The sequence below is a fragment of the Streptomyces sp. NPDC005303 genome, assembly GCF_040607335.1.
In the GTDB taxonomy this organism is placed as follows: domain Bacteria; phylum Actinomycetota; class Actinomycetes; order Streptomycetales; family Streptomycetaceae; genus Streptomyces.
Genome location: NZ_JBEXGM010000002.1, coordinates 388,963 through 407,710 on the forward strand (window position 1 = coordinate 388,963; position 18,748 = coordinate 407,710).

Annotated in this window: 19 protein-coding genes; 10 read left to right on the forward strand and 9 right to left on the reverse strand. The window is 67.1% G+C overall.

Going from position 1 to position 18,748, the window contains the following annotated elements; translation table 11 throughout:
- The first annotated feature begins 5 nt into the window (after positions 1 to 5).
- From ABZT93_RS05695 to ABZT93_RS05705, 3 genes are read left to right on the forward strand one after another with little or no spacing between them, the layout of a single operon-like run.
- Positions 6 to 1,079, forward strand: a complete 1,074-nt coding sequence (locus ABZT93_RS05695; protein WP_356099407.1) for a Gfo/Idh/MocA family oxidoreductase — start codon at positions 6 to 8, stop codon at positions 1,077 to 1,079.
- The gene (locus ABZT93_RS05700) at positions 1,076 to 1,585 is read left to right on the forward strand and encodes a heme-degrading domain-containing protein (protein WP_356099410.1); all 510 of its coding nucleotides are present in this window, start codon (positions 1,076 to 1,078) and stop codon (positions 1,583 to 1,585) included. The genes ABZT93_RS05695 and ABZT93_RS05700 overlap by 4 nt, the downstream gene beginning before the upstream one ends.
- Positions 1,586 to 1,629: 44 nt before the next feature.
- Positions 1,630 to 2,487: an LLM class F420-dependent oxidoreductase gene (locus ABZT93_RS05705; RefSeq protein ID WP_356099413.1), complete on the forward strand. Its 858-nt coding sequence runs from the start codon at positions 1,630 to 1,632 to the stop codon at positions 2,485 to 2,487.
- 122 nt (positions 2,488 to 2,609) lie between these two features.
- Here ABZT93_RS05705 and ABZT93_RS05710 read toward each other — a convergent pair whose 3' ends face one another.
- From ABZT93_RS05710 to ABZT93_RS05725, 4 genes are all read right to left on the reverse strand, one after another.
- Complete coding sequence (locus ABZT93_RS05710; RefSeq protein WP_356099416.1) at positions 2,610 to 3,467, reverse strand: fumarylacetoacetate hydrolase family protein; 858 nt, start codon at positions 3,465 to 3,467, stop codon at positions 2,610 to 2,612.
- A gap of 116 nt (positions 3,468 to 3,583) precedes the next feature.
- Positions 3,584 to 4,297: a YidC/Oxa1 family membrane protein insertase gene (locus tag ABZT93_RS05715; RefSeq protein ID WP_356099419.1), complete on the reverse strand. Its 714-nt coding sequence runs from the start codon at positions 4,295 to 4,297 to the stop codon at positions 3,584 to 3,586.
- 86 nt (positions 4,298 to 4,383) lie between these two features.
- Positions 4,384 to 4,695: a DUF6412 domain-containing protein gene (locus ABZT93_RS05720; RefSeq protein ID WP_356099423.1), complete on the reverse strand. Its 312-nt coding sequence runs from the start codon at positions 4,693 to 4,695 to the stop codon at positions 4,384 to 4,386.
- 35 nt (positions 4,696 to 4,730) lie between these two features.
- The gene (locus tag ABZT93_RS05725; protein ID WP_356099426.1) at positions 4,731 to 5,258 is read right to left on the reverse strand and encodes a helix-turn-helix domain-containing protein; all 528 of its coding nucleotides are present in this window, start codon (positions 5,256 to 5,258) and stop codon (positions 4,731 to 4,733) included.
- A gap of 68 nt (positions 5,259 to 5,326) precedes the next feature.
- Here ABZT93_RS05725 and ABZT93_RS05730 point away from each other — a divergent pair, with 68 nt between their 5' ends.
- The gene (locus tag ABZT93_RS05730; RefSeq protein ID WP_356099428.1) at positions 5,327 to 6,718 is read left to right on the forward strand and encodes an MFS transporter; all 1,392 of its coding nucleotides are present in this window, start codon (positions 5,327 to 5,329) and stop codon (positions 6,716 to 6,718) included.
- Between the two features lie 131 nt (positions 6,719 to 6,849).
- On the opposite strand, the gene ABZT93_RS05735 is transcribed toward ABZT93_RS05730, so the two are convergent.
- A complete protein-coding gene (locus tag ABZT93_RS05735; RefSeq protein WP_356099431.1) occupies positions 6,850 to 7,653 on the reverse strand; it encodes a class E sortase in 804 nt (267 codons plus the stop codon).
- A 277-nt stretch (positions 7,654 to 7,930) separates the two neighbouring features.
- On the opposite strand from ABZT93_RS05735, the gene ABZT93_RS05740 reads away from it, so the two are divergent.
- From ABZT93_RS05740 to ABZT93_RS05750, 3 genes are all read left to right on the forward strand, one after another.
- Positions 7,931 to 9,403, forward strand: a complete 1,473-nt coding sequence (locus tag ABZT93_RS05740) for a beta-1,6-galactanase (protein ID WP_356099434.1) — start codon at positions 7,931 to 7,933, stop codon at positions 9,401 to 9,403.
- Between the two features lie 102 nt (positions 9,404 to 9,505).
- A complete protein-coding gene (locus ABZT93_RS05745) occupies positions 9,506 to 10,516 on the forward strand; it encodes an SEC-C domain-containing protein (RefSeq protein ID WP_356099437.1) in 1,011 nt (336 codons plus the stop codon).
- Between the two features lie 262 nt (positions 10,517 to 10,778).
- Complete coding sequence (locus ABZT93_RS05750; protein ID WP_356099439.1) at positions 10,779 to 11,627, forward strand: hypothetical protein; 849 nt, start codon at positions 10,779 to 10,781, stop codon at positions 11,625 to 11,627.
- 87 nt (positions 11,628 to 11,714) lie between these two features.
- Here ABZT93_RS05750 and ABZT93_RS05755 read toward each other — a convergent pair whose 3' ends face one another.
- Both ABZT93_RS05755 and ABZT93_RS05760 read right to left on the reverse strand, forming a co-directional pair.
- Positions 11,715 to 12,179, reverse strand: coding sequence for a hypothetical protein (locus ABZT93_RS05755; RefSeq protein ID WP_356099442.1), 465 nt, complete (start codon positions 12,177 to 12,179; stop codon positions 11,715 to 11,717).
- Positions 12,180 to 12,637: 458 nt separating this feature from the next.
- The gene (locus ABZT93_RS05760) at positions 12,638 to 13,102 is read right to left on the reverse strand and encodes a hypothetical protein (protein WP_356099445.1); all 465 of its coding nucleotides are present in this window, start codon (positions 13,100 to 13,102) and stop codon (positions 12,638 to 12,640) included.
- A gap of 775 nt (positions 13,103 to 13,877) precedes the next feature.
- Between ABZT93_RS05760 and ABZT93_RS05765 the strand changes: the two genes are divergently transcribed.
- Entirely contained in the window at positions 13,878 to 15,080 is a 1,203-nt protein-coding gene (locus tag ABZT93_RS05765; RefSeq protein ID WP_356099448.1) for a DUF262 domain-containing protein, read from the forward strand.
- Positions 15,081 to 15,102: 22 nt separating this feature from the next.
- Positions 15,103 to 15,552 carry a HEPN domain-containing protein gene (locus tag ABZT93_RS05770; RefSeq protein ID WP_356099450.1) on the forward strand — a complete coding sequence of 150 codons (450 nt, stop codon included), beginning with the start codon at positions 15,103 to 15,105 and terminating at the stop codon, positions 15,550 to 15,552.
- Between the two features lie 314 nt (positions 15,553 to 15,866).
- On the opposite strand, the gene ABZT93_RS05775 is transcribed toward ABZT93_RS05770, so the two are convergent.
- Entirely contained in the window at positions 15,867 to 16,730 is an 864-nt protein-coding gene (locus ABZT93_RS05775) for an NgoMIV family type II restriction endonuclease (RefSeq protein WP_356099453.1), read from the reverse strand.
- A gap of 280 nt (positions 16,731 to 17,010) precedes the next feature.
- Between ABZT93_RS05775 and ABZT93_RS05780 the strand changes: the two genes are divergently transcribed.
- A complete protein-coding gene (locus tag ABZT93_RS05780; protein WP_356099456.1) occupies positions 17,011 to 17,481 on the forward strand; it encodes a very short patch repair endonuclease in 471 nt (156 codons plus the stop codon).
- Here the strand turns inward: ABZT93_RS05780 and dcm are convergent, their stop codons facing one another.
- The gene (dcm, locus tag ABZT93_RS05785; RefSeq protein ID WP_356099459.1) at positions 17,482 to 18,702 is read right to left on the reverse strand and encodes a DNA (cytosine-5-)-methyltransferase; all 1,221 of its coding nucleotides are present in this window, start codon (positions 18,700 to 18,702) and stop codon (positions 17,482 to 17,484) included. It lies immediately after the preceding gene.
- Positions 18,703 to 18,748: the final 46 nt, after the last annotated feature.

The window sequence follows — 18,748 nt, forward strand, 5'->3', positions numbered from 1 at the left end:
AGGGCATGACTGCTGCTGACCTCCGCGTGGGCCTCGTCGGCTACGGCCTCGCGGGCTCCGTCTTCCACGCCCCGCTGATCGCCGCCACCGAGGGCCTCACCCTCGACACGGTGGTGACCTCGAACCCCGAGCGGCAGGAACAGGCCCGCACCGAGTTCCCGGACGTCCGTACGGTCGCGGGCGCCGACGAGCTGTTCGTCCGCGCGGCGGAACTGGACCTGATCGTCATCGCGTCCCCCAACAAGACGCACGTACCGCTCGCCACCGCCGCTCTGGAGGCCGGTCTCCCGGTCGTGGTCGACAAGCCGATCGCCGGCACCGCGGCCGAGGCGCGCGAGCTCGCCGCCCGCGCCGAGGACCGCGGTCTGCTCCTGTCCGTCTTCCAGAACCGGCGCTGGGACAACGACTTCCTGACCCTGCGCCACCTCCTCGACGAGGGCGAACTGGGCGACGTGTGGCGCTTCGAGTCCCGTTTCGAGCGGTGGCGGCCGCAGCCCAAGGGCGGCTGGCGCGAGTCCGGCGACCCCGCAGAGATCGGAGGTCTCCTGTACGACCTCGGCAGCCATGTCGTCGACCAGGCTCTGACCCTGTTCGGGCCCGCCGCCTCCGTGTACGCCGAGGCGGACGTGCGCCGCCCGAGCGCCGAGATCGACGACGACACGTTCATCGCGATCACCCACGCGAGCGGCGTCCGCTCCCACCTCTACGTCTCCGCCACCACCGCCCAACTCGGCCCCCGTTTCCGGGTGCTGGGCTCCAAGGCGGGCTATGTGAAGTACGGCCTGGACCCGCAGGAGGCGGCCCTGAGGGAGGGCGAGCGCCCCGGCACGGCGGCCGGCTGGGGAGAGGAGCCCGAGTCGCTGTGGGGCCGGCTGGGCGCGGGAGAGTCCCCCGTGACGGGCGGCGGCAGCCCCGTGCCCACCCTCCCCGGCGACTACCCCGCTTACTATGCGGCCGTGACCAGGGCCCTCACCGAGGGCGGCACCAACCCGGTGACCGCGCTGGAGGCGGCCGCCGCCCTCGACGTACTGGAGGCGGCGCGCCGTTCGGCCCACGACGGAGTGGCGGTGCAGCTGTGACGCACAACACCGGGCTGACCCCGAAGTTCCAGCCGGAACTCACCCCGCCCCTGGAGGAACTGGAGGCGCAGGAACGCCACCTGGTCTTCCGGCAGTTCACGTACGAGGACGCGTGGGCGCTGGGCTCCCTGCTGGTGGAGCTGGCCCGGGAGCGGCAGGCTCCGGTGGCCGTCGACATCCGCCGCGGCGGCCAGCAGCTCTTCCACGCGGCCCTGCCGGGCTCCACCCCGGACAACGACTCCTGGATCGACCGCAAGCGCCGGGTCGTGGAGCGCTACGGCTCCGCCTCCTACCTGGTCGGCGCCCGTTTCCGCGCCAAGGGCAGCACCTTCGAGGAGTCCTCGCGTCTGGACCCGGACGAGTACGCGGCGCACGGCGGCTCCTTCCCGATCACGGTGGAGGGCGTGGGCGTCGTCGGCACGGTGACGGTCTCGGGGCTGCCCCAGCTCGAGGACCACCGGTTCGTGGTCGAGGCGCTGGAGGAGTTCTTGAACAAGAGCCTTTAGCGGGACAGGAATTATCGCCGGGCACTCCCACGTTGGCACCTGCCATGAAGGAGACCATCGGAAAGTACGGCATCTGGAACGGCGGCGGTCTGCGCGGGGAGGACCCGTCCCTGCGGGGTGAACGCGCGGAGGCCGCCGCCGAGCTGGAGGACCTCGGGTTCGGCGCGATCTGGCTGGGCGGCAGCAGTTCGGCCGCCAACGCCGCCCCGCTCCTCGACGCGACCTCGCGGATTGTCGTCGGCACCAGCATCCAGAGCATCTGGGACCACGAAGCCGAGGCCGCGTCCGCGAGTTTCACCGACCTGAACGCCGCCCACTCCGGCCGCTTCGTCCTGGGCCTGGGCGTCAGCCACGCCAAGCTCGCCGAGCAGTACCGGCGCCCGTACTCGGCCCTGGTGGCCTACCTCGATGTCCTGGACAAGGCGGGAGTCCCGGCCGACGGCCGCGTCCTGGCCGCCCTGGGCCCGAGGACCATCGAGCTGGCCCGGGACCGCGCGGCCGGCTCGATCCCGTACCTGATCACCGCCGACCAGACGGCACGGTCCCGCGAACTCCTGGGTGAGGGGCCGCTGTTGGCCCCGGAGCTGAAGGTCGTCCTCGAGTCCGACCCCGCGCGGGCCCGCGCCCTGGCCCGCGACTGCCTGGCCGTCTACCTGGGCCTGCCCAACTACACCAACAACTTCCTCCGCAACGGCTTCACGGAGGACGACCTGAAGGACGGCGGCAGCGACCGCCTGGTCGACGCGGTCTTCGCCTGGGGCACCGACGACAGGATCCGCACCCGCATCGACGAGTTCATCGAGGCGGGCGCGGACCACGTGGCCCTGCAGATCGTGGACGGCGGCCCGCGCTACGAACTCCCGAGGGAGGGCTGGCGCAGGCTCGCATCTCTACTGGGGTGAGTTACGGCCTTCAGGGGCGCGGGACTGTGTCAATATGCGGCTCCGCCGCGTGGGCGCGACAAGCCACAACGGCGCCGCACCCGCCGAACAACGCGCAGTCCCCGGCTCACCCGGCGGAGGGTCTACGCGTCTTTGAACTCCTGCCGCTGACGCCCGAGCCCTGAGATCTCCAGCTCCACCACATCCCCGGCCCGCAGATACGGCTTGGGCTCGGGCTCCCCCATCGCGACTCCGGCCGGCGTACCGGTGTTGATGACGTCACCCGGGTACAGGGTCATGAACTGGCTGACGTACCGCACCACTTCACCGATGGGGAAGATCTGCTCGGCGGTCGTGCCGTTCTGCTTCAACTCGCCGTTGACCCACAGCTTCAGCGACAGGCTCTGCGGATCCGGAACCTCGTCGGCCGTCACCAGCCACGGCCCCAGGGGGTTGAACGTCTCGCAGTTCTTCCCCTTGTCCCACGTCCCGCCACGCTCGATCTGGAACTCCCGCTCGGACACGTCGTGCGCCACCGCGTACCCGGCGACATGCGCCAGCCCCTCCTCGGCGGACGCCAGATACCGGGCCGTACGTCCGATCACGACCGCCAGCTCGACCTCCCAGTCGGTCTTCACCGACTTCCGGGGCACCAGAACCGTGTCGCAGGGCCCGACCACGGTGTCCGCGGCCTTGAAGAAGATCACCGGCTCGGCGGGCGGTTCGGCACCCGTCTCGCGCGCGTGGTCGTGGTAGTTCAGACCGATGCAGACGATCTTCCCGATCCGGGCGATCGGCGGCCCGACGCGAAGCCCTGTGGCGTCCAGCGCCGGCAGGTCCCCGGCCTCCGCGGCCGCGCGGACCCGGCCGAGTGCCGCGTCGTCGGCGAGCAGCGTCCCGTCGATGTCGTCCACGACACCGGACAGGTCCCGCAGGACCCCGTCGGCATCGAGCAGCGCCGGCGTCTCCGTTCCCGCCGTACCGACTCGCAGCAGCTTCATGATCACTATCTCCCTCGATCGCGGGGCGTCCTCCGAGGGGTGCAGCCATCGGATGACTGGTCGATCCTCCAAGCTGGGCGTCCCGTCCGCAATACCCGGTTCACGGACTGGACCGGTCAGCGGTAGAGGGCCGCCCTCTCGACCGCGGCCCACGTCGAACTGGTCACCACGTACAGCGCGGCAGCCAGGGGCACCACCGCCACGGTGAAGAGGGTGAAGAAGGACATGAACGGCATGGCCTTGCTCATCACGCCCGCCCCGGGCACCGGTTGCCCGTCGGTCACCGGCATGACCGGGTTCGCGGCCATCATCCGCTTCGTGCGGCGGTAGTTGAAGGTCGCCACCACGACCACGAACGCGAAGAGACAGACGTACACGAGCCCCGCTCCCCCGAACATTCCGCCGTGACCGAGCGCGTCCGCCCAGCGTCCGCCGAGCGGCGCGGCGAACAGCTCGTGGCTGAGCAGTTCGTTCGCCTTCCCGCCGATCGTCGTGTTGGAGAAGAGGTGGTACAGCAGGAAGAACGCGGGCAGCTGGAACAGTCCGGGCAGGCAGCCAGACAGCGGCGAGACCTTCTCCTCGGCATGCAGGGCCATCACGGCCTTCTGGAGCTTCTCGGGGTTGTCCTTGTGCTTGCCGCGCAGCTCGGCGATCTTCGGCTGGAGTTTGGTGCGGGCCTTCTGGCCGCGGGCGGCGGCGCGGGACAGGGGATGCACGAGCAGTCGTACGAAAGCGGTGAACAGGACGATCGCGGCGGCGGCCGCGGTGGCGCCGAAGAGGGGGTGGAGCAGGTCGGCGAGTTGTTGGACCAGATCTGCGAAGACGGACATGGGTGAGCCCTCCGGGGGTCTCGTCGTGCCGGGAGTGAGATGGCGGCATGACGACCCGCGCGGGGTGTCCCTACAGGAGTGAGCCCCTACGCGGCGGTCGCCGGCAGGGCGTGACCGGGTGCCCGGGGGCGGGGGCGGCCCTTGGCGTCGGGGTCGCGTTGCGGGAGGAAGGCCGTGCGGCGGGCGCGGTCGCGGATGGCGGTGCGGACCCGGGTGGGCGGCACGGCGGGCGCGCAGCGCGAGGCGATCAGCGAGCAGGCGGCGAACGCGGAACCGGCCGCCGCGGTCGCGGCGAGCGCGACGGCGGCGGAGAGGCTGCCGGTGTCGAGCAGGACGATGTCGAGAAGGAGGAAGAGCAGCACTGCGGCGGGACGCGGTGTCGTCCAGCTGCGCATCACGGCCGCTCCCCCTCTCGCTTCGAGTCCTCCCCCGGTTATACCTGATCGACGGCGATGGTCTGCAAGAGCCTCTTCGGCTTGAGCAGGGCCCGGCTGACCGGATCCGCCGGATCGGGATCGAGTCCGGGGCCCGGCAGCATCAGCACCTCCTCGACCGGTACGACCTTCGCGCAGGCGGGGCATTCGCCGTAGGAGCCGAGTTCGGTGCCGCACTCGGCGTGCTGGAAGAGGCGCAGCGCGGGCTCGCCCCGGTGCTCGCGGCCCCAGCGGCCGAGGGCGCGCAGGGTGGGCCACAGGGCGATGGCGCGGTCGGTGACGACGTACTCGTCGCGCGGCGGGGACTCCTGGTACCGGCGCTTTTCGAGGATGCCCTCCTCCGTGAGCATCTGGAGGCGGGCGGCGAGGACCGCGCGTGGGATGCCGAGGTGGACGAGGAAGTCGTTGTAGCGCCGGACGCCGTAGAGGGCGTCGCGGACGACGAGCAGGGTCCAGCGCTCGCCGACGATCTCCAGCGCGCGGGCGATCGAGCATTCCTGTGTCGCGTAGTCCTTGCCCAGTGCCATGCCGCCCACTGTAACCATTTCCGGGCAGTGGGTTCAATGACCGAACTCGCTCTGCTACGGTTCTCGCCATGGCTAGGTTCAATGAACGAACTCTCCCCGAGGTGAAGGCCGCCGAGACCCCCCAGGCGTCTCCCGCGCACCCCACCGCCACGCTCACCCTGACCAGCGCCGCCACCGCCGTGGCCCTCATGACGTACACCGCGCCCATGGTCACGCTCCCCGATGTCGCCGCCGACCTGCACACCCCGCTGTCCGCCCAGGCCTGGCTCCTGAACGGCACCCCGCTCGGCCTGGCCGCCCTCCTCCTGGTCGCCGGCAGCCTCGCCGACGACTACGGCCGCCGCCGGATCTTCGTCGCGGGCACCCTGGCCCTCGGCCTCACCACGGCCCTCGGCGCGCTGACCACGTCCACCTGGCTGTTCACGCTGGCCCGGATCGCCCAGGGCGCGGCCAGCGCGGCACTCCTCGCGAGCAGCCTGGGCCTGATCGTCCACGCGTTCCCCTCACCCAGGGGCCGTCTGCACGCGACCGGTGTGTGGGGCGCGTTCGTGAGCGGCGGCATCGCGGTCGGCCCTCTGCTGAGCGGCGCGATGCCGAACTGGAGAGTGTCGTACGGCGTTCTCGGCGCCGCCGCCGTGCTTGTGGCCGCCCTGTCCGCCCGCCTTCTGTCGGAGTCCCGGGCCCCGCGCGGCGGCCGCCCCGACCTCGCCGGAGCCGTGACCTTCGGGCTCGCCCTGGTCGCCCTGGTCGCGGCCCTGACCCTGGGCCGGGACGGGTGGCTGCGGGCACCGGTCGGCCTGTTGCTGCTGGCGTTCGTGGCCCTGCTCGCCGCGTTCACGGCGGTGGAACGCCGCTCGGCCACCCCGATGATCGACCTGGGCCTGCTGCGCCACCGCCGCTTCCTCGCCTCCTCCTCCAGCGGCCTGTTCACGGGCCTCGCGGTGATCGGCCTGTTCAGCTTCCTCCCGGCGCTGCTCCAGCAGACGGTCGGCCTCTCCGCGATGGCCACGGCCTGGCTCTTCCTCCTGTGGTCCGGCCTGTCCTTCGCCGTGGCCCTCCAGGTCCGGCGCCTGGCGGGCCGGGTGCCGCCGCGCTGGCAGCTCGCGATCGGCTTCCTGCTGCACGCGGCGGGCGTGCTGACCATGCTGGGCTCGCTGGACGCGGGTTCCTGGGTACGGCTGCTGCCGGGCCTGGTGATCGCCGGCGTCGGCAGCGGCCTGCTGAACGCGGCGCTCCCGCTGCTCGCCGTGGAGTCCGTCCCGGCCGCGCGGGCGGCGATGGGCTCGGGCGCCCAGCAGACCTTCCGCTACATCGGTTCCTGCGCCGGGGTCGCCCTGACCATCGCGATCGCCACGTCCTCAGGCGGCGGCCTCGCCCACGGCGCGGACATCGCGATGCTGGTGTCGGCGGGACTGGCGCTGGTGGCGGCCGCGAGCGTGGTGGGGCTGCGGGAGCAGTGACGCCGTCAACGCGGGCGCGTGGAGGGAGTGCGGGAGCGGTGACGCCGTCAGCACGGCCACGTGACGGGACCGCGCGAGCCATGACGCCGTCAGCACGGCCACGTGACGGGACCGCGCGAGCCATGACGCCGTCAACGCGGCCGCATCGACACGAGCTTGCCCCACACCACCAGCCGGTACCGGGACGTGTACTCCGGGGTACACGTGGTGAGGGTGAGGTAGTAGCCGGGCGCGGTGTAGCCGTGGGCGGGATGGACCGTCGAGCGCGGGATCGGGCGGATCACCCCCGAGTCGCGGGCCGAGGTCTGGCGCAGCGTCCTGTCCACGGCGTACGTGTAGACCGCGCTCCGCGTCTCCACCCGGACGGTGTCCCCGGGCGCGAGGCGGTTGACGTACCGGAAGGGCTCGCCATGGGTGTTGCGGTGCCCGGCGAGCGCGAAGTTCCCGGCGCGGCCCGGCTGTTCGGTGCCGGGGTAGTGGCCGACGTACCCCTTGTTGAGGACGCTCTGCTTGCCGACGCCCTCGGCGACGGGCACGCGGAGGTGGAGGCGGGGGATGCTGAGGACGGCGTACGCCTGGGACAGGTCCGGCGCCGGGGCGGTGGAGTCCGGGGGGCCCGGGGCGGTGGCGAGGGCACCCCGCCCCGCCGCGGACTGCGGAGGACTCGCAGCAGCGGACGGAGCGTCTGACGGGGACCCGGATCCGGCGGCCGTACCGGAGGCGGCGCCCCCACCCCGCCCCCACTCCCGCTCCAGCGCCTCGACCCTGCGCTGAGCACCCTCCCGGGCCTCCCGGTTGGTCCACCACAGCTGATGCACCACGAGCAGCAGCAGGACGACGCCCACGGTGACCAGCAGTTCGCCGCCGGTCCACACCGCGCGGCGGCGACGCTCCCGACGGCGCCGGGCTCCGTGGTGCATGACGCGCTGCCGCATGTCTCACGCCTCCTCGGACGGGGCCGCCCGCACGATAAGGGCAGGGCCTGCAAGTCACCAGTGCCGGGCGCCTCGTAGAGGGACGCAGCGGTCGCCCGAAACCGTCCCCCCGGTCGTCGCGTCCGATATACCGCACTTCCTCCACTGGTTTTAGGAAGGGCTGTCAGAACTCTCGACAACCCCACCGGCCACACCCGATGCTTCGTCGTGGCATGAACGGGGCAGGCCACGACGCGGGTCAGAAGGCCGCGTCGATCCATCGGAGTTCGGAGTAGCCATGATCCGACGCAGAACGCTGCTGACAGCCGCAGGAGGCACCCTCCTCGGCAGCGCGCTGGCCACCGGTACCGCCCGTGCGGACGCCACGATCGCCGTCAGCCCGGGCACGTCCTACGGCACCTGGGAGGGCTGGGGCACCTCCCTGGCCTGGTGGGCGAACGTGTTCGGCGCCCGGGACGACTTCGCCGACATCTTCTTCACCACCAAGTCGACGTCCTACAACGGCACTTCGCTGCCCGGCCTCGGCCTCAACATCGCCCGCTACAACCTGGGCGCCTCCAGCTGGAACTCCGTGGGCGGCACGTCGATGACCGCGTCGCCGAACATCCCCGCCTTCAAGCAGATCGAGGGCTACTGGCAGGACTGGAACAACGAGGACCCGACGTCCTCGGCGTGGGATTGGACGGCGGACGCCAACCAGCGGGCGATGCTGGTGAAGGCGACGCAACGAGGCGCTGTCAGCGAGCTGTTCGCCAACTCGCCCATGTGGTGGATGTGCCAGAACCACAACCCCTCCGGCGCCTCCGACGGCGGCAACAACCTCCAGACCTGGAACTACCGCCAGCACGCCTCCCACCTCGCAGCGACCGCCCTGTACGCCAAGAACAACTGGGGCGTGAACTTCTCGACGGTCGACGCCTTCAACGAGCCCTCCTCGTCCTGGTGGACGGCGACCGGCACGCAGGAGGGCTGCCACATGGACGCGTCCGTCCAGTCAGCCGTACTGCCGTACCTGCGCAGCGAGTTGAACAACCGCGGTCTGACCGGAGTGAAGATCTCGGCCTCCGACGAGACCAGCTACGACCTCGCCCGCACCACCTGGAACTCCTTCAGCTCGACGACGAAGGGGTACGTGAACCGGGTCAACGTCCACGGCTACCAGGGCTCGAACGGCCGCAGGGACCTCCTCTACACGGACGTGGTGACCACGGCCGGCAAGGCCCTGTGGAACTCCGAGACCGGCGACGGGGACGGCACCGGCTACACCACGGCCTTCAACCTCCTCTACGACTTCCGCTGGCTGCACCCCACGGCCTGGGTCTACTGGCAGGTCATGGACCCGACGGCGGGCTGGGGAGTGATCAAGTACGACGCCGGCACCCTCCAGGCCGGCGCGATCGAGACGAAGTACTACGTGCTGGCCCAGTTCAGCCGGCACATCCGCCCCGGCATGAAGATCATCGACACGGGTGTGAGCAACGCGGTCGCGGCCTACGACTCCTCGGCCAAGCGCCTGGTCATCGTGGCCCTGAACACCTCGACCTCGGCCCAGACCCTGACCTTCGACCTGTCCCGCTTCACCACGGTGACGGGCGGCTCCGGCGGACTGGTCCCGCGCTGGAACACGGTGACGACGGGCGGCGACAAGTACGCGTCCTACTCCAACACCTTCCTGAGCGGAAAGAGCGTGGCCGTGCCGTTCGCGGCGAAGGCGGTGCAGACCCTGCAGATCGACGGCGTGACGATCTGAGGCGGGGGGTGCGGGCCCGGGCCCCGGGCTCTTCTCCTGTTAACCGGCCCCTGGCCTGCACCTCCCTCTTCTTTGCCACTGATCGGCAGTACGGTGTCACCCATGCGCCCCGACACGCCTGCCGAGAACGTCGACCACAACGCCGAAGCGGCGCGCCTGGAGCGGACCGCCGACCGGTATCCCGAGGACGCCGAAGCCCTGCTCCTGCAGGCCGCGGCCCATCTGGAACTGGCCGGCGACCGCCCCGCCGCGTCCTCCCTCTACGACCGCCTGCTGGCCGCGCAGGCGGGCTTGGAGAACCCCTTTCTCGTCCGCGCCCTGAAGGCCGCGAACCTCTGGGAGTACGGCCATGAGGCCGAGGCCCGCGCGATCATCGACGGCGTCCGCGCGGCGTCCCCCCGGGACCCGGCCCCCTGGGTGATCGTCGCGGAGGCCCTGGAGTCCCACGACGAGCTGGAGCAGGCGCAGGAGACGTTCACGGAGGGAGCGAGGGTGCTCCTGACGGACGTACCGGAGCCCCCGTACTCCACGCATCCTCTGCTGTTCGGCCGTCACCGGGTCCGCAGGATGCTCGGCCTGGCCCACGACGAGTGGGACACCCTGGCCGACACCCTCCACACCTCCCCGGTCTCCCTGGACGAGCTGCACGACCCGAAGCGCGTCTGGTCCCTCGGCTCGGAGAACCCGGCGGAGCTGGAGGCGGAGATCTCCCGCCTGCGCGCCGAACTCGGCACGTTCCGGGCGGCGTTGTCCCGCCCCTTCCCGGTGGCGGTCCTGCACTGGCCAGCCTCCGAACTGACGGAACTGGTGGGCGCCTACCCCTCCCTCTCCTCGGAGTACCCCTCCCACGAGGAGCACCTGGCGACCATAGAGGCCTCCTTGCGCGAACTGTCCGCCTCCGGCACGGCGAACCTGGGCATCGTCACGGGCACGGTCCCGTCGTACGAGGCCTTCGCGGCCTCGGAGGGCTCGTCCCCGTCCGACACGACCCTGCTCCCCCAGTACGCGACGACCCTGGCGGCCCGGGGCCGCGCGGTGGAGTGGCCGCCACAGCGGGGGACGGGGTGCTGGTGCGGGTCGGGGCGGGGGTATGGGGAGTGCCACGGGGAGTAAGCGACGGTGTGATGCGTGAGGGGGCGGACAGCCCGAGGAACTGCTGATCGGCGCCGGGGCCCGCCCCTGTCCTGCAGCTCCGCGACTCCGACGGCAAGCCGCTGAGCCGGCCCGGTGTGCCGCAGGCCACGGAGGCACACAAGACACACTGTTTACCCAGAAGATCTTCACTGGTTCCGAACCGAGTCCATAGGATGCGGAGATCAACAGGCCCGGCCAAGGGGAGACTTGGGCGGGCCTCTCAGTTTCCCGTGGGGGATTCATGCGTATACGCGTTGCGGCCGCCGTCATCTCCGGTGGCGTCGTTCTGTCCGTGCTCGCTCTTCCGGTGGCCGCCCAGGCAGCGGAGCGGACGGGGGTGGCAGGGAAGCTCGGTTCCTTCGCCTCGAAGTCCGTTCAGCCGCAGGACTCGTTGGGCAATACCAAGTTCTCGCACGCTGTCATCAACAGTGGCAAGGACATCGTCCTCGGCACCACCGGCACGAAGTCCGTCACCGTCACGTACACCGCCACGGACCAGAACGGTGTCGCCCTCACCGAGGCCTTCCTGTGGCAGGGCACCGACAGTTCGACCACGGACGGCATCACCGGCGGCCTGGGCACGGACGACGACCCCGACTGCACGGAGACGGCGACCCAGGGCACCTACACCTGCAAGGCCGTCTTCAACATCCACCCCGCCACCGACATGAAGGACAACGGAGTGGCCGGGACCTGGAAGCTGTTCCTGGGCGCCTGGGACCTCTACGCGAACGCCAGCTACAACGACGACGTCGCCACCACCGCGATCAAGAAGGCGTCCACGCTCACCGCCAACGCCTCGCCCGAGCCGGTCAAGAAGGGCAAGACCATCACGGTCACGGGCAAGCTCACCCGCGCGAACTGGTCGACGGGCAAGTACGCGGGCTACGCGTCCCAGCCCGCGAAGCTTCAGTTCCGCAAGAAGGGCAGCAACACCTACACCACGCTCAAGACGGTCAAGACCAACAGCACAGGCGCCCTGAAGACCACCACCAAGGCCACGGTCGACGGTTTCTACCGCTACGTCTTCGCGGGCACCGCCACCACCGCCGCATCGACGGCGCGCGGCGACTTCGTCGACGTCAGGTAAGCGGTTCGGCAGCACCGCGCGTCGGCAATCCGGTGCCGGGCCGCCATGCATCATGGCGCCCGGCATCACGCCTCCGGACGAGCCATGTCACCAACGATGGTTAGGCGCGGAGTGCCCACAGTGTTCTCTCCGGCAAGCGGCGTCGGGGTGGTGAGGTGTCGCCACATACGCCGGACATCCGCAGCTCAAGCACGTGTCAAAGACATCATCGGGGCTACGATTGATGCCCACTTCGTTCAACCTTGCATAGGCCTTCTGCTGGGCCGCCCGGAGCTGCTCCTCGGCCTCTTCGAGGGTGGCAGCGTTCTCCTTGAACGCTTCGCGCTGAGCTTCAGTAAGGTGCGGCGGGTCCTCGTCGCTAGGCGTGTGCACCACCGCCCCTGCCGTGTGTGCCGGAGTGAACTGAGCGTTGTGTTCGGCCGCGGCCTGGTCGGCGGCATGTTCGCTGGGGAACAACATGATGACGTTGAGGTCTTCCTCCGGGCAGTACACATCCCACTTGGTTCGGGAGCGGACACCCGTTGCAGCTCGCTGCTCGCTGGCTTTCGTCATCACGGAAACACCTCCATGCAGAGCTGTGCCGGGTTGCCGAGCTGAACGCGAGAAGCGACAGCCTGCGCCCGAACTGAAGGGTGAATCGTGGAAACGAGTGGTGGGCAACCGGTCATGTCCGTAAGCCCTCAACCACGCTGAACGCAATTCCATTGTCCGACTGGTGACGCGGGGCCGCCACCGGAGAATTACTCACACCCGGCCGAGCACGGAGGCCGGCACCGCTGGACCATCGAACGCCCCGGCGTCCTGGCTCGCCGACTGTCGCCGCTTCACCACCGCTACGAGCGTAGGGCGGAGCACTACCTCGCTTGCACCAACATCGGTCGACCGTACAGATCCGTTCCTTGACCTCGCAGTTGACGTAGGGACTGTCGTATCCCGCCATCCACTCCAGGCGCCGCAGGACGTTCTCCGAGCGCTCCGGATGGCGCACCGCGAGCACATCGACGCCGATCTCACCCGTCGAGGCATGGACGTACACGCTGCTGTCCAGAGCCATCATGGCGAAGCCCCGGGTGGCCCGAGTGAATGCCGAGGAACGCAGATCCCGCGGACCGGCCCATGATGTCCCAGCGCGCCAGGAGCCGGACCCGGGTCCAGACCGCCGGCGCGGTGTGGCCGCCGCTGTGCTGCTCCCGCAGGACGGCCCGGTGCGACCGGGTGCCCTGCGGAAGTTGTACGAGGAACTCGCGCCGATGGTCGAGAAGGCCCGAGCTGACAGCGAGGTCGTACCAGTCGGCATTGAGTCGCGCGACAAGCCGCGGGGTGTCGTACCGATGGGAGAAACCGCCGACCACGTCTTCGGCACCGTATCCGAGGACGAACGGCATCACACCGTCCGGCACGGCGTTCGGAATCACCTCGAGGCCGGCCTTCCAAAGCGGCCGGTACACCTTGCGATCACGCTCCCGGACACCCATCGACCACTACTCCCGTCACCCGCGACCAGACCAGCCCCGGCCGATGAGCCCGCACCGCCCTCGCTCCGCCCCAACGGTGCCTCCCCGAGGATCAGAGAGGTCAACTTGCTGGAGGATGGCGGTACGGAGCCCCAGCCAAGGTCCGGAGCTTTCACCCCACCCGAGGCACACCCGCGCCCCGACCGGTCGTCAGCCGCTGAACAAACCTGGCGTGCCACCGCGACCCGACCGCGCACCCCACCCCGGCGTACACCGCAGCCAACCCACCCTGCAACCCACCTGGGCCACCCATCCCTCCGGGCCACCCGCTCGCTTCTCCCCCGTGCCGCAGCGGACTGGGTCAAGGGTCGGCCGCAGACCGATCGCCGCAGGCGACGCGACCGCAGGGAGCGCCCTTGAGGCAGTCCGCGGAGGCACGACACTGGTCAAGAAGCGGGCGGCCCCGCGGCAACGAAGCAGTATGCGGGACCGGACACGGGTGGACAGTCTGGAACCCTCACATGCAGGTCAGTTGCCCCGTACTGCACTCACGAAGTTCCGGACCACCGTACGGACGAAGAGGTCGCGGATTCCAATCCCGCTACCCGCACAAGGAATTACCAGGTCAGCGGGCCTCCTGGGAGAAGTTCTTGGGGGCTGCGCATGGCAGCAACGCCGGCCTCGCATATGCGATGGCACTTCGGCAACGGAGGGGCTTCGCAGCCGACGGTGGGACACCCGCTCAGCTGCCGTGACGGCCCAACACGCCTCACACGCATGCCACTAAGCTTTCGCTATGGCAGAAAAACCAGCAGCCGCCGAGCCCGACGAGCATGAGGACCCGAGTGAGAGCGAGGTTCCCGAAGAGTCCGCAGTAGACGACTCCGAGGCAGACGCAGTCGAGACTGAACCTGTACGCGCAGAGGACGCACTCCGATACTTCGGTGCAGACTTCGATGTCGACGGTCTGGTCAAACGGCTCGACAACGGCACCTTCATAATTCCGACGTTCGAGCCGCTGGCCGAGGATGACATCGCAGGATACGAAGGGTTCCAGCGCGGCCTAGTCTGGAAGAAGAAGCAGATGGACCGATTCATCGAGTCCGTCCTGCTCGGATATCCGGTGCCGGGCATCTTCCTGGTTGAACTTTCGGACCGGCGATACCTAGTGCTTGACGGACAGCAACGCCTCTCCACGCTCCAAGCGTTCAAACACGGCAAGTACTGGACAAAGCCAGGGCCCCGCAAGTTCTCCCTTCTATACGTCGGCGACGACTCAAAGGGAGCCACGTATGAAACCCTCGATCCTAAAGATCGTCGGCTCTTCGACAACACCTTCATTCAAGCGACCATTGTAGTTCCGAAGGGTACAGAGGGCAGGCGGGGAGTGTACTCCCTATTCGAGCGGATCAACAGCGGCGGGACCAACCTCAAGCCGCAGCAGATCCGAGTCGCCCTCTACGCAGGAGCAACCGTAAACTTTGTCCGGGAACTCAACCAAGACCCGAATTGGCGCGCCATGTTTGGTGAGCAGAATCGCGATCTCAAAGATCACGAACTAATCCTGCGAGCCATCTCACTCATTCCGACAGGCCATGGCTCACAATCTTTCCGGCCTCCAATGGCTCAGTTCTTGAATAATTACCTGGAACTGTACCAAGACGAACTCCCGCCAGACCATGAAGGCATCCGTGACCGGTTTACGAAGGCTACCGCTCTGCTCAACGAGGGCGTCGGGGCCCAAGCACTCAGGATAAAGGGTACGCAAGTTAACGCTGCGCACACTGACGCTGTGCTTGTCGGACTCATGACCGCGCTTGAGAACGGAACAACACATTCCCCTGACTCCGTAGCTAGAGAACTAGGCCGCCTCAAAGAAAACGCCAAGTACAAGGAAGCCGTGGCAGAGAGCACCTCTCACGCCGACCAGGTCAGGCTGCGCATCCGACTTGCGACGGAAGCCTTCCAGGGAGAACCCCTTGGCGCCGAGCAGGAGTGAGGCGCGCCGACAGGTCAGCTCGATGAAGTCTGAGTTGGACGCCTCATACCAGAGGTACACTCAAGGACTTCAATCGATGGAAATCTCTCTCCATGAAGACATGCACAAGTACATGTGCATCCGTCTCTCAGGCTACCTAGAACAGCTGATGTTCACGTCCATCAGCGGCTACATAGGAAGCTCGGTGGGCGGAAGTCCACAAAGCTTCGTGATGTCCTTCTTCAAGAAGGCTCCGAACCTGGGGCCGGGCACGCTGGAAGCCCTCATGGCGCGCTTCGGGGATCCATGGGCGTCGGAAATCATTGATTTCCTGAACCGGGAAGAACGGAGAAATTCCCTGGGTAAGCTTATAGAGATTAGAAATAAGGTAGCGCACGGAGAAAGCTATCGAGGCGGACAGTTCAGCATGGCTACTTACAAGAAACTGGTGGATGATCTTCACTCTTGGGTAGTTTCTCGCATGCTTCCATAAGAGCTCGCAACACGATCTGAGATGTCCTAGCTTGCAGCAGTATCTGCTATCGGACGCTTTAGGAAAGCGCCAGTCATGATCGTGTTGCTAGCACTTAGAACGGCCTGACCGCGACGCTCACTAGCAGTATTCGCGGTGGTTCTCGCTGCTGGATGACCGAGTCGGGCTTCACCTGCCGCGTCGATGCTGGAGACTGCCAAGCACTACGGGTATGCAATCAGAGCCGCACCCTTGCTGACCGGACCACAAAAATCCCGCCCCGACGGAACTCCTAAGCACCCCTAGTTGCCTCCCACCGATTTGCTATCAGTGCGCTAGATAGCCAGATCAAGAGGTAGGTCGCTGATGTCACGGAGTCGCTTTCCAGAGACCAGAGTACTCAGCATGCTGATCGCCTCGTCATTCTGCGTGCCATCGACTGCCTTGATCAGTTCAGGCAAGGCAAAGTGATACACGGTGTCGATGTCGCCGGTACCGAGAGCCAGCGATGCCAACCTCGAAGGTGACGGCTCCCCAGTAACGACGGCAATGTGAGGAGTGCGGCCCTTACGGTTCCTGATGATATTAAGTGCCTCCGAGCGCGCATTCTGGGCGCGGTCACTACGAAGCGTCCATTTACATGACACTATGGCATGAACGATGGGACGTTCCTGGTTCACCATCCGGATTACTGCATGACGACCCGATTCGGCATCAACGAGTTCCTGATTACTATTGATGACCTCGTCAGATTCCGGCTTGCGCAGGACCAGGATATCTGGGCTGATTTCGTAGGAGTTCCCTAGCACAGAGGCGAGATTGCGATTTTCCTTGATTGCGTTTGCAAGGTCCGCCAGGTGCGCATAAGGCTCATACTTGGAGATCTGATACTCGGCCCGCGAACCGCCGACGTTCTCAACACTCCAGTCGCCAGGCCGAAGAGAATTAAAGAGAGGGAATACTTCCGCAAGAAACCCCTCCACAGCTTCTTCGAACTGCTTGCCGGCGCGCTGCCCATCAAGCTTTTTCTCGATAACCTGCGCAGATAGCTCATCCGCAATACTTGATGCGATACTCGAGCTAGTCTTTTGACTCTTGTCAGCATTCGAGGCCACCCCATCAAGTGAAAGTGAAAGAGTCTCCCTGTCAACCAGCTCCTTGTGGAACTTACCCCTGGCCCTGGTAAGTGCAGCCGTCACGCGAAACCCACTCCTCTTACAAAATCAGGCAGTTAAACCGGGACCACCAATAAATCGCAGCGATAATGCAGGTGTCATTCACCCGGATGGTCCGGTCGCCAACACACACCCCTCGCGACCAGATTCCGCACGAGAATCGCGAACCCCTACGGCGCAACTCTACAATCCAGCCCAAACTCCGCACTGCAGGCTGGTGTTGGCATAAACTACTCCCATCACCGACGGAACCATCCGCATGCTGCGGATCTGAGCTTACTGATCAACACCGGGAAGAGCAGGCGTGTCTGACAACTGGACTCCTCCTCAGGGTTCTTGGGCTTCCTCTGCCGCACGGCGCCGCAACATGCAGGCCATTCGCAGCAGGGACACCACCCCCGAGCGTCTGATCCGCCGACTCGTGCATGCTCAGGGGCTCCGCTACAGGGTCGCCGCAAGACCCCTGTCAGACCTGCGTCGCACAGCCGACATGGTCTTCCGCCCAACGAAGGTCGCTGTCTTCATTGATGGCTGTTACTGGCATGGCTGCCCAGAGCACTATGTGCCTCCCAGGACAAACCCCGGCTACTGGTCAGAGAAGGTCGCCCGGAACATGGCTCGCGACCGTGACACCGACCAGCGGCTGCAAGCAGCCGGCTGGACGGTGCTTCGGTTCTGGGAACACGAATCGGCCACGGAGTGCGCGGGCCGGATCGCTGCAGAAGTCGCCAAGCAGCGAGATCAGCTACACGGGATGGTCGAGCAGGAAGAGTGATCAGTCCTTCTTGCTGTCGCGCTCGCGCGCGGCCCTCAGGACATCAGCGATCGACCTGCCAACCGCTTTGGCCACAGGCGGCGGGAAGGCATTACCCACCTGCCGGTACTGAGCGGTCTTCCCACCCGAGAACTCCCACTCAGGCGGAAAGCCCTGGATAAGGGCCGCCTGTTGCACCGTGAGCATCGGTCCGTTCGGCCCGAAGAGGTCGCGGGCCTCGGTCTCCTTCTTCTTGCACGTCTCAGGGTCGTTGGCGACACCCAAACCGTTTACACCAAGGCTTTTCCACGCTGCCTTCGCACGACTGGGGCCAAGATCCGCTCCCCCATGCTTCTTCGACCCACCGACCAGCGTGGGGGCGATGCCTCCGCCCCCACGCTCCAGGAGTTCTTCATGGCGACGAGTTGCGGCATCGAGCCAGAGCCGATGGCTCTCTCGCGCCACCTCGGCATACACACCCTCGAAGTAGGGCTTGTACCTGGCCAGCATGGACGGTCCTAGCGCCTTTGCGACGCTGACGGGCTCGTCGTGGGTCGGCGTGGGCCACTCGTACTTGACGTCCTTCAGTACGTCTTTCCGGAAGGCAACCAGGATTGCGCGAGGACGAAGCTGAGGCACTCCGAAGTCACTGGCCTCCAAGATGCCCCATTCGCATACCTCATAGCCGAGCCCGTCGTCCCAGACCTTCTGGCCGTCTTCCCCCTCATACCAGCCGCTCTGGAGCCGTGCTTTGATCTGTTCCCGGTAGTTCTCGAACTTCGGGTCCATGATGCCGCGCACGTTTTCGATCATCACGGCTCGTGGCTCAAGCTCCTTGACGAGCTCCAGCATGCGCGGAAACAGGTCGCGCTCATCGTCCTTGCCGAGCTGCTTGCCCGCGTGCGAGAACGGAGGACAAGGAACTCCTCCCGCCAAAAGGTCGAGCCCACGCTGGCGGTACAGCTTCGCGCTCTTCTGCAGATGCTCCAGTTTGAAGCTCTTGACGTCCGTCGGCGGGAGGACGTCACAGTTGTCCCGCTCCCAAAGCCACTTTGGGTGAGAGATGACGTTCATCCTGAGCGTCGCTGCCGCGTACGGATCGATCTCGACCAGCGCAAGATGTCCGAACCCTGCCTGATGCAGGCCGATAGCCTGCCCGCCCGCGCCAGCGCAGATCTCGATCGAGGTGAACTCAGGCTCGTTGGTCTCCGCAGAGCGCTCAGGTTCCATCGTGTGGGTCATGCCCCCTCCTTACAGCCGTACAACGGCAGACACATTGCGCAATCCA

What these genes read in the sequence shown, in the direction of transcription:
- ABZT93_RS05695 (WP_356099407.1), top strand. Translation starts at nt 6, where the DNA reads ATGACTGCTGCTGACCTCCGCGTGGGCCTCGTCGGCTACGGCCTCGCG.
- ABZT93_RS05705 (WP_356099413.1), top strand. Translation starts at nt 1,630, where the DNA reads ATGAAGGAGACCATCGGAAAGTACGGCATCTGGAACGGCGGCGGTCTG.
- ABZT93_RS05710 (WP_356099416.1), bottom strand. Translation starts at nt 3,467, where the DNA reads ATGAAGCTGCTGCGAGTCGGTACGGCGGGAACGGAGACGCCGGCGCTG.
- ABZT93_RS05715 (WP_356099419.1), bottom strand. Translation starts at nt 4,297, where the DNA reads ATGTCCGTCTTCGCAGATCTGGTCCAACAACTCGCCGACCTGCTCCAC.
- ABZT93_RS05725 (WP_356099426.1), bottom strand. Translation starts at nt 5,258, where the DNA reads ATGGCACTGGGCAAGGACTACGCGACACAGGAATGCTCGATCGCCCGC.
- ABZT93_RS05730 (WP_356099428.1), top strand. Translation starts at nt 5,327, where the DNA reads ATGGCTAGGTTCAATGAACGAACTCTCCCCGAGGTGAAGGCCGCCGAG.
- ABZT93_RS05735 (WP_356099431.1), bottom strand. Translation starts at nt 7,653, where the DNA reads ATGCGGCAGCGCGTCATGCACCACGGAGCCCGGCGCCGTCGGGAGCGT.
- ABZT93_RS05740 (WP_356099434.1), top strand. Translation starts at nt 7,931, where the DNA reads ATGATCCGACGCAGAACGCTGCTGACAGCCGCAGGAGGCACCCTCCTC.
- ABZT93_RS05745 (WP_356099437.1), top strand. Translation starts at nt 9,506, where the DNA reads ATGCGCCCCGACACGCCTGCCGAGAACGTCGACCACAACGCCGAAGCG.
- ABZT93_RS05750 (WP_356099439.1), top strand. Translation starts at nt 10,779, where the DNA reads ATGCGTATACGCGTTGCGGCCGCCGTCATCTCCGGTGGCGTCGTTCTG.
- ABZT93_RS05755 (WP_356099442.1), bottom strand. Translation starts at nt 12,179, where the DNA reads ATGACGAAAGCCAGCGAGCAGCGAGCTGCAACGGGTGTCCGCTCCCGA.
- ABZT93_RS05760 (WP_356099445.1), bottom strand. Translation starts at nt 13,102, where the DNA reads ATGGGTGTCCGGGAGCGTGATCGCAAGGTGTACCGGCCGCTTTGGAAG.
- ABZT93_RS05765 (WP_356099448.1), top strand. Translation starts at nt 13,878, where the DNA reads ATGGCAGAAAAACCAGCAGCCGCCGAGCCCGACGAGCATGAGGACCCG.
- ABZT93_RS05770 (WP_356099450.1), top strand. Translation starts at nt 15,103, where the DNA reads ATGAAGTCTGAGTTGGACGCCTCATACCAGAGGTACACTCAAGGACTT.
- dcm (WP_356099459.1), bottom strand. Translation starts at nt 18,702, where the DNA reads ATGACCCACACGATGGAACCTGAGCGCTCTGCGGAGACCAACGAGCCT.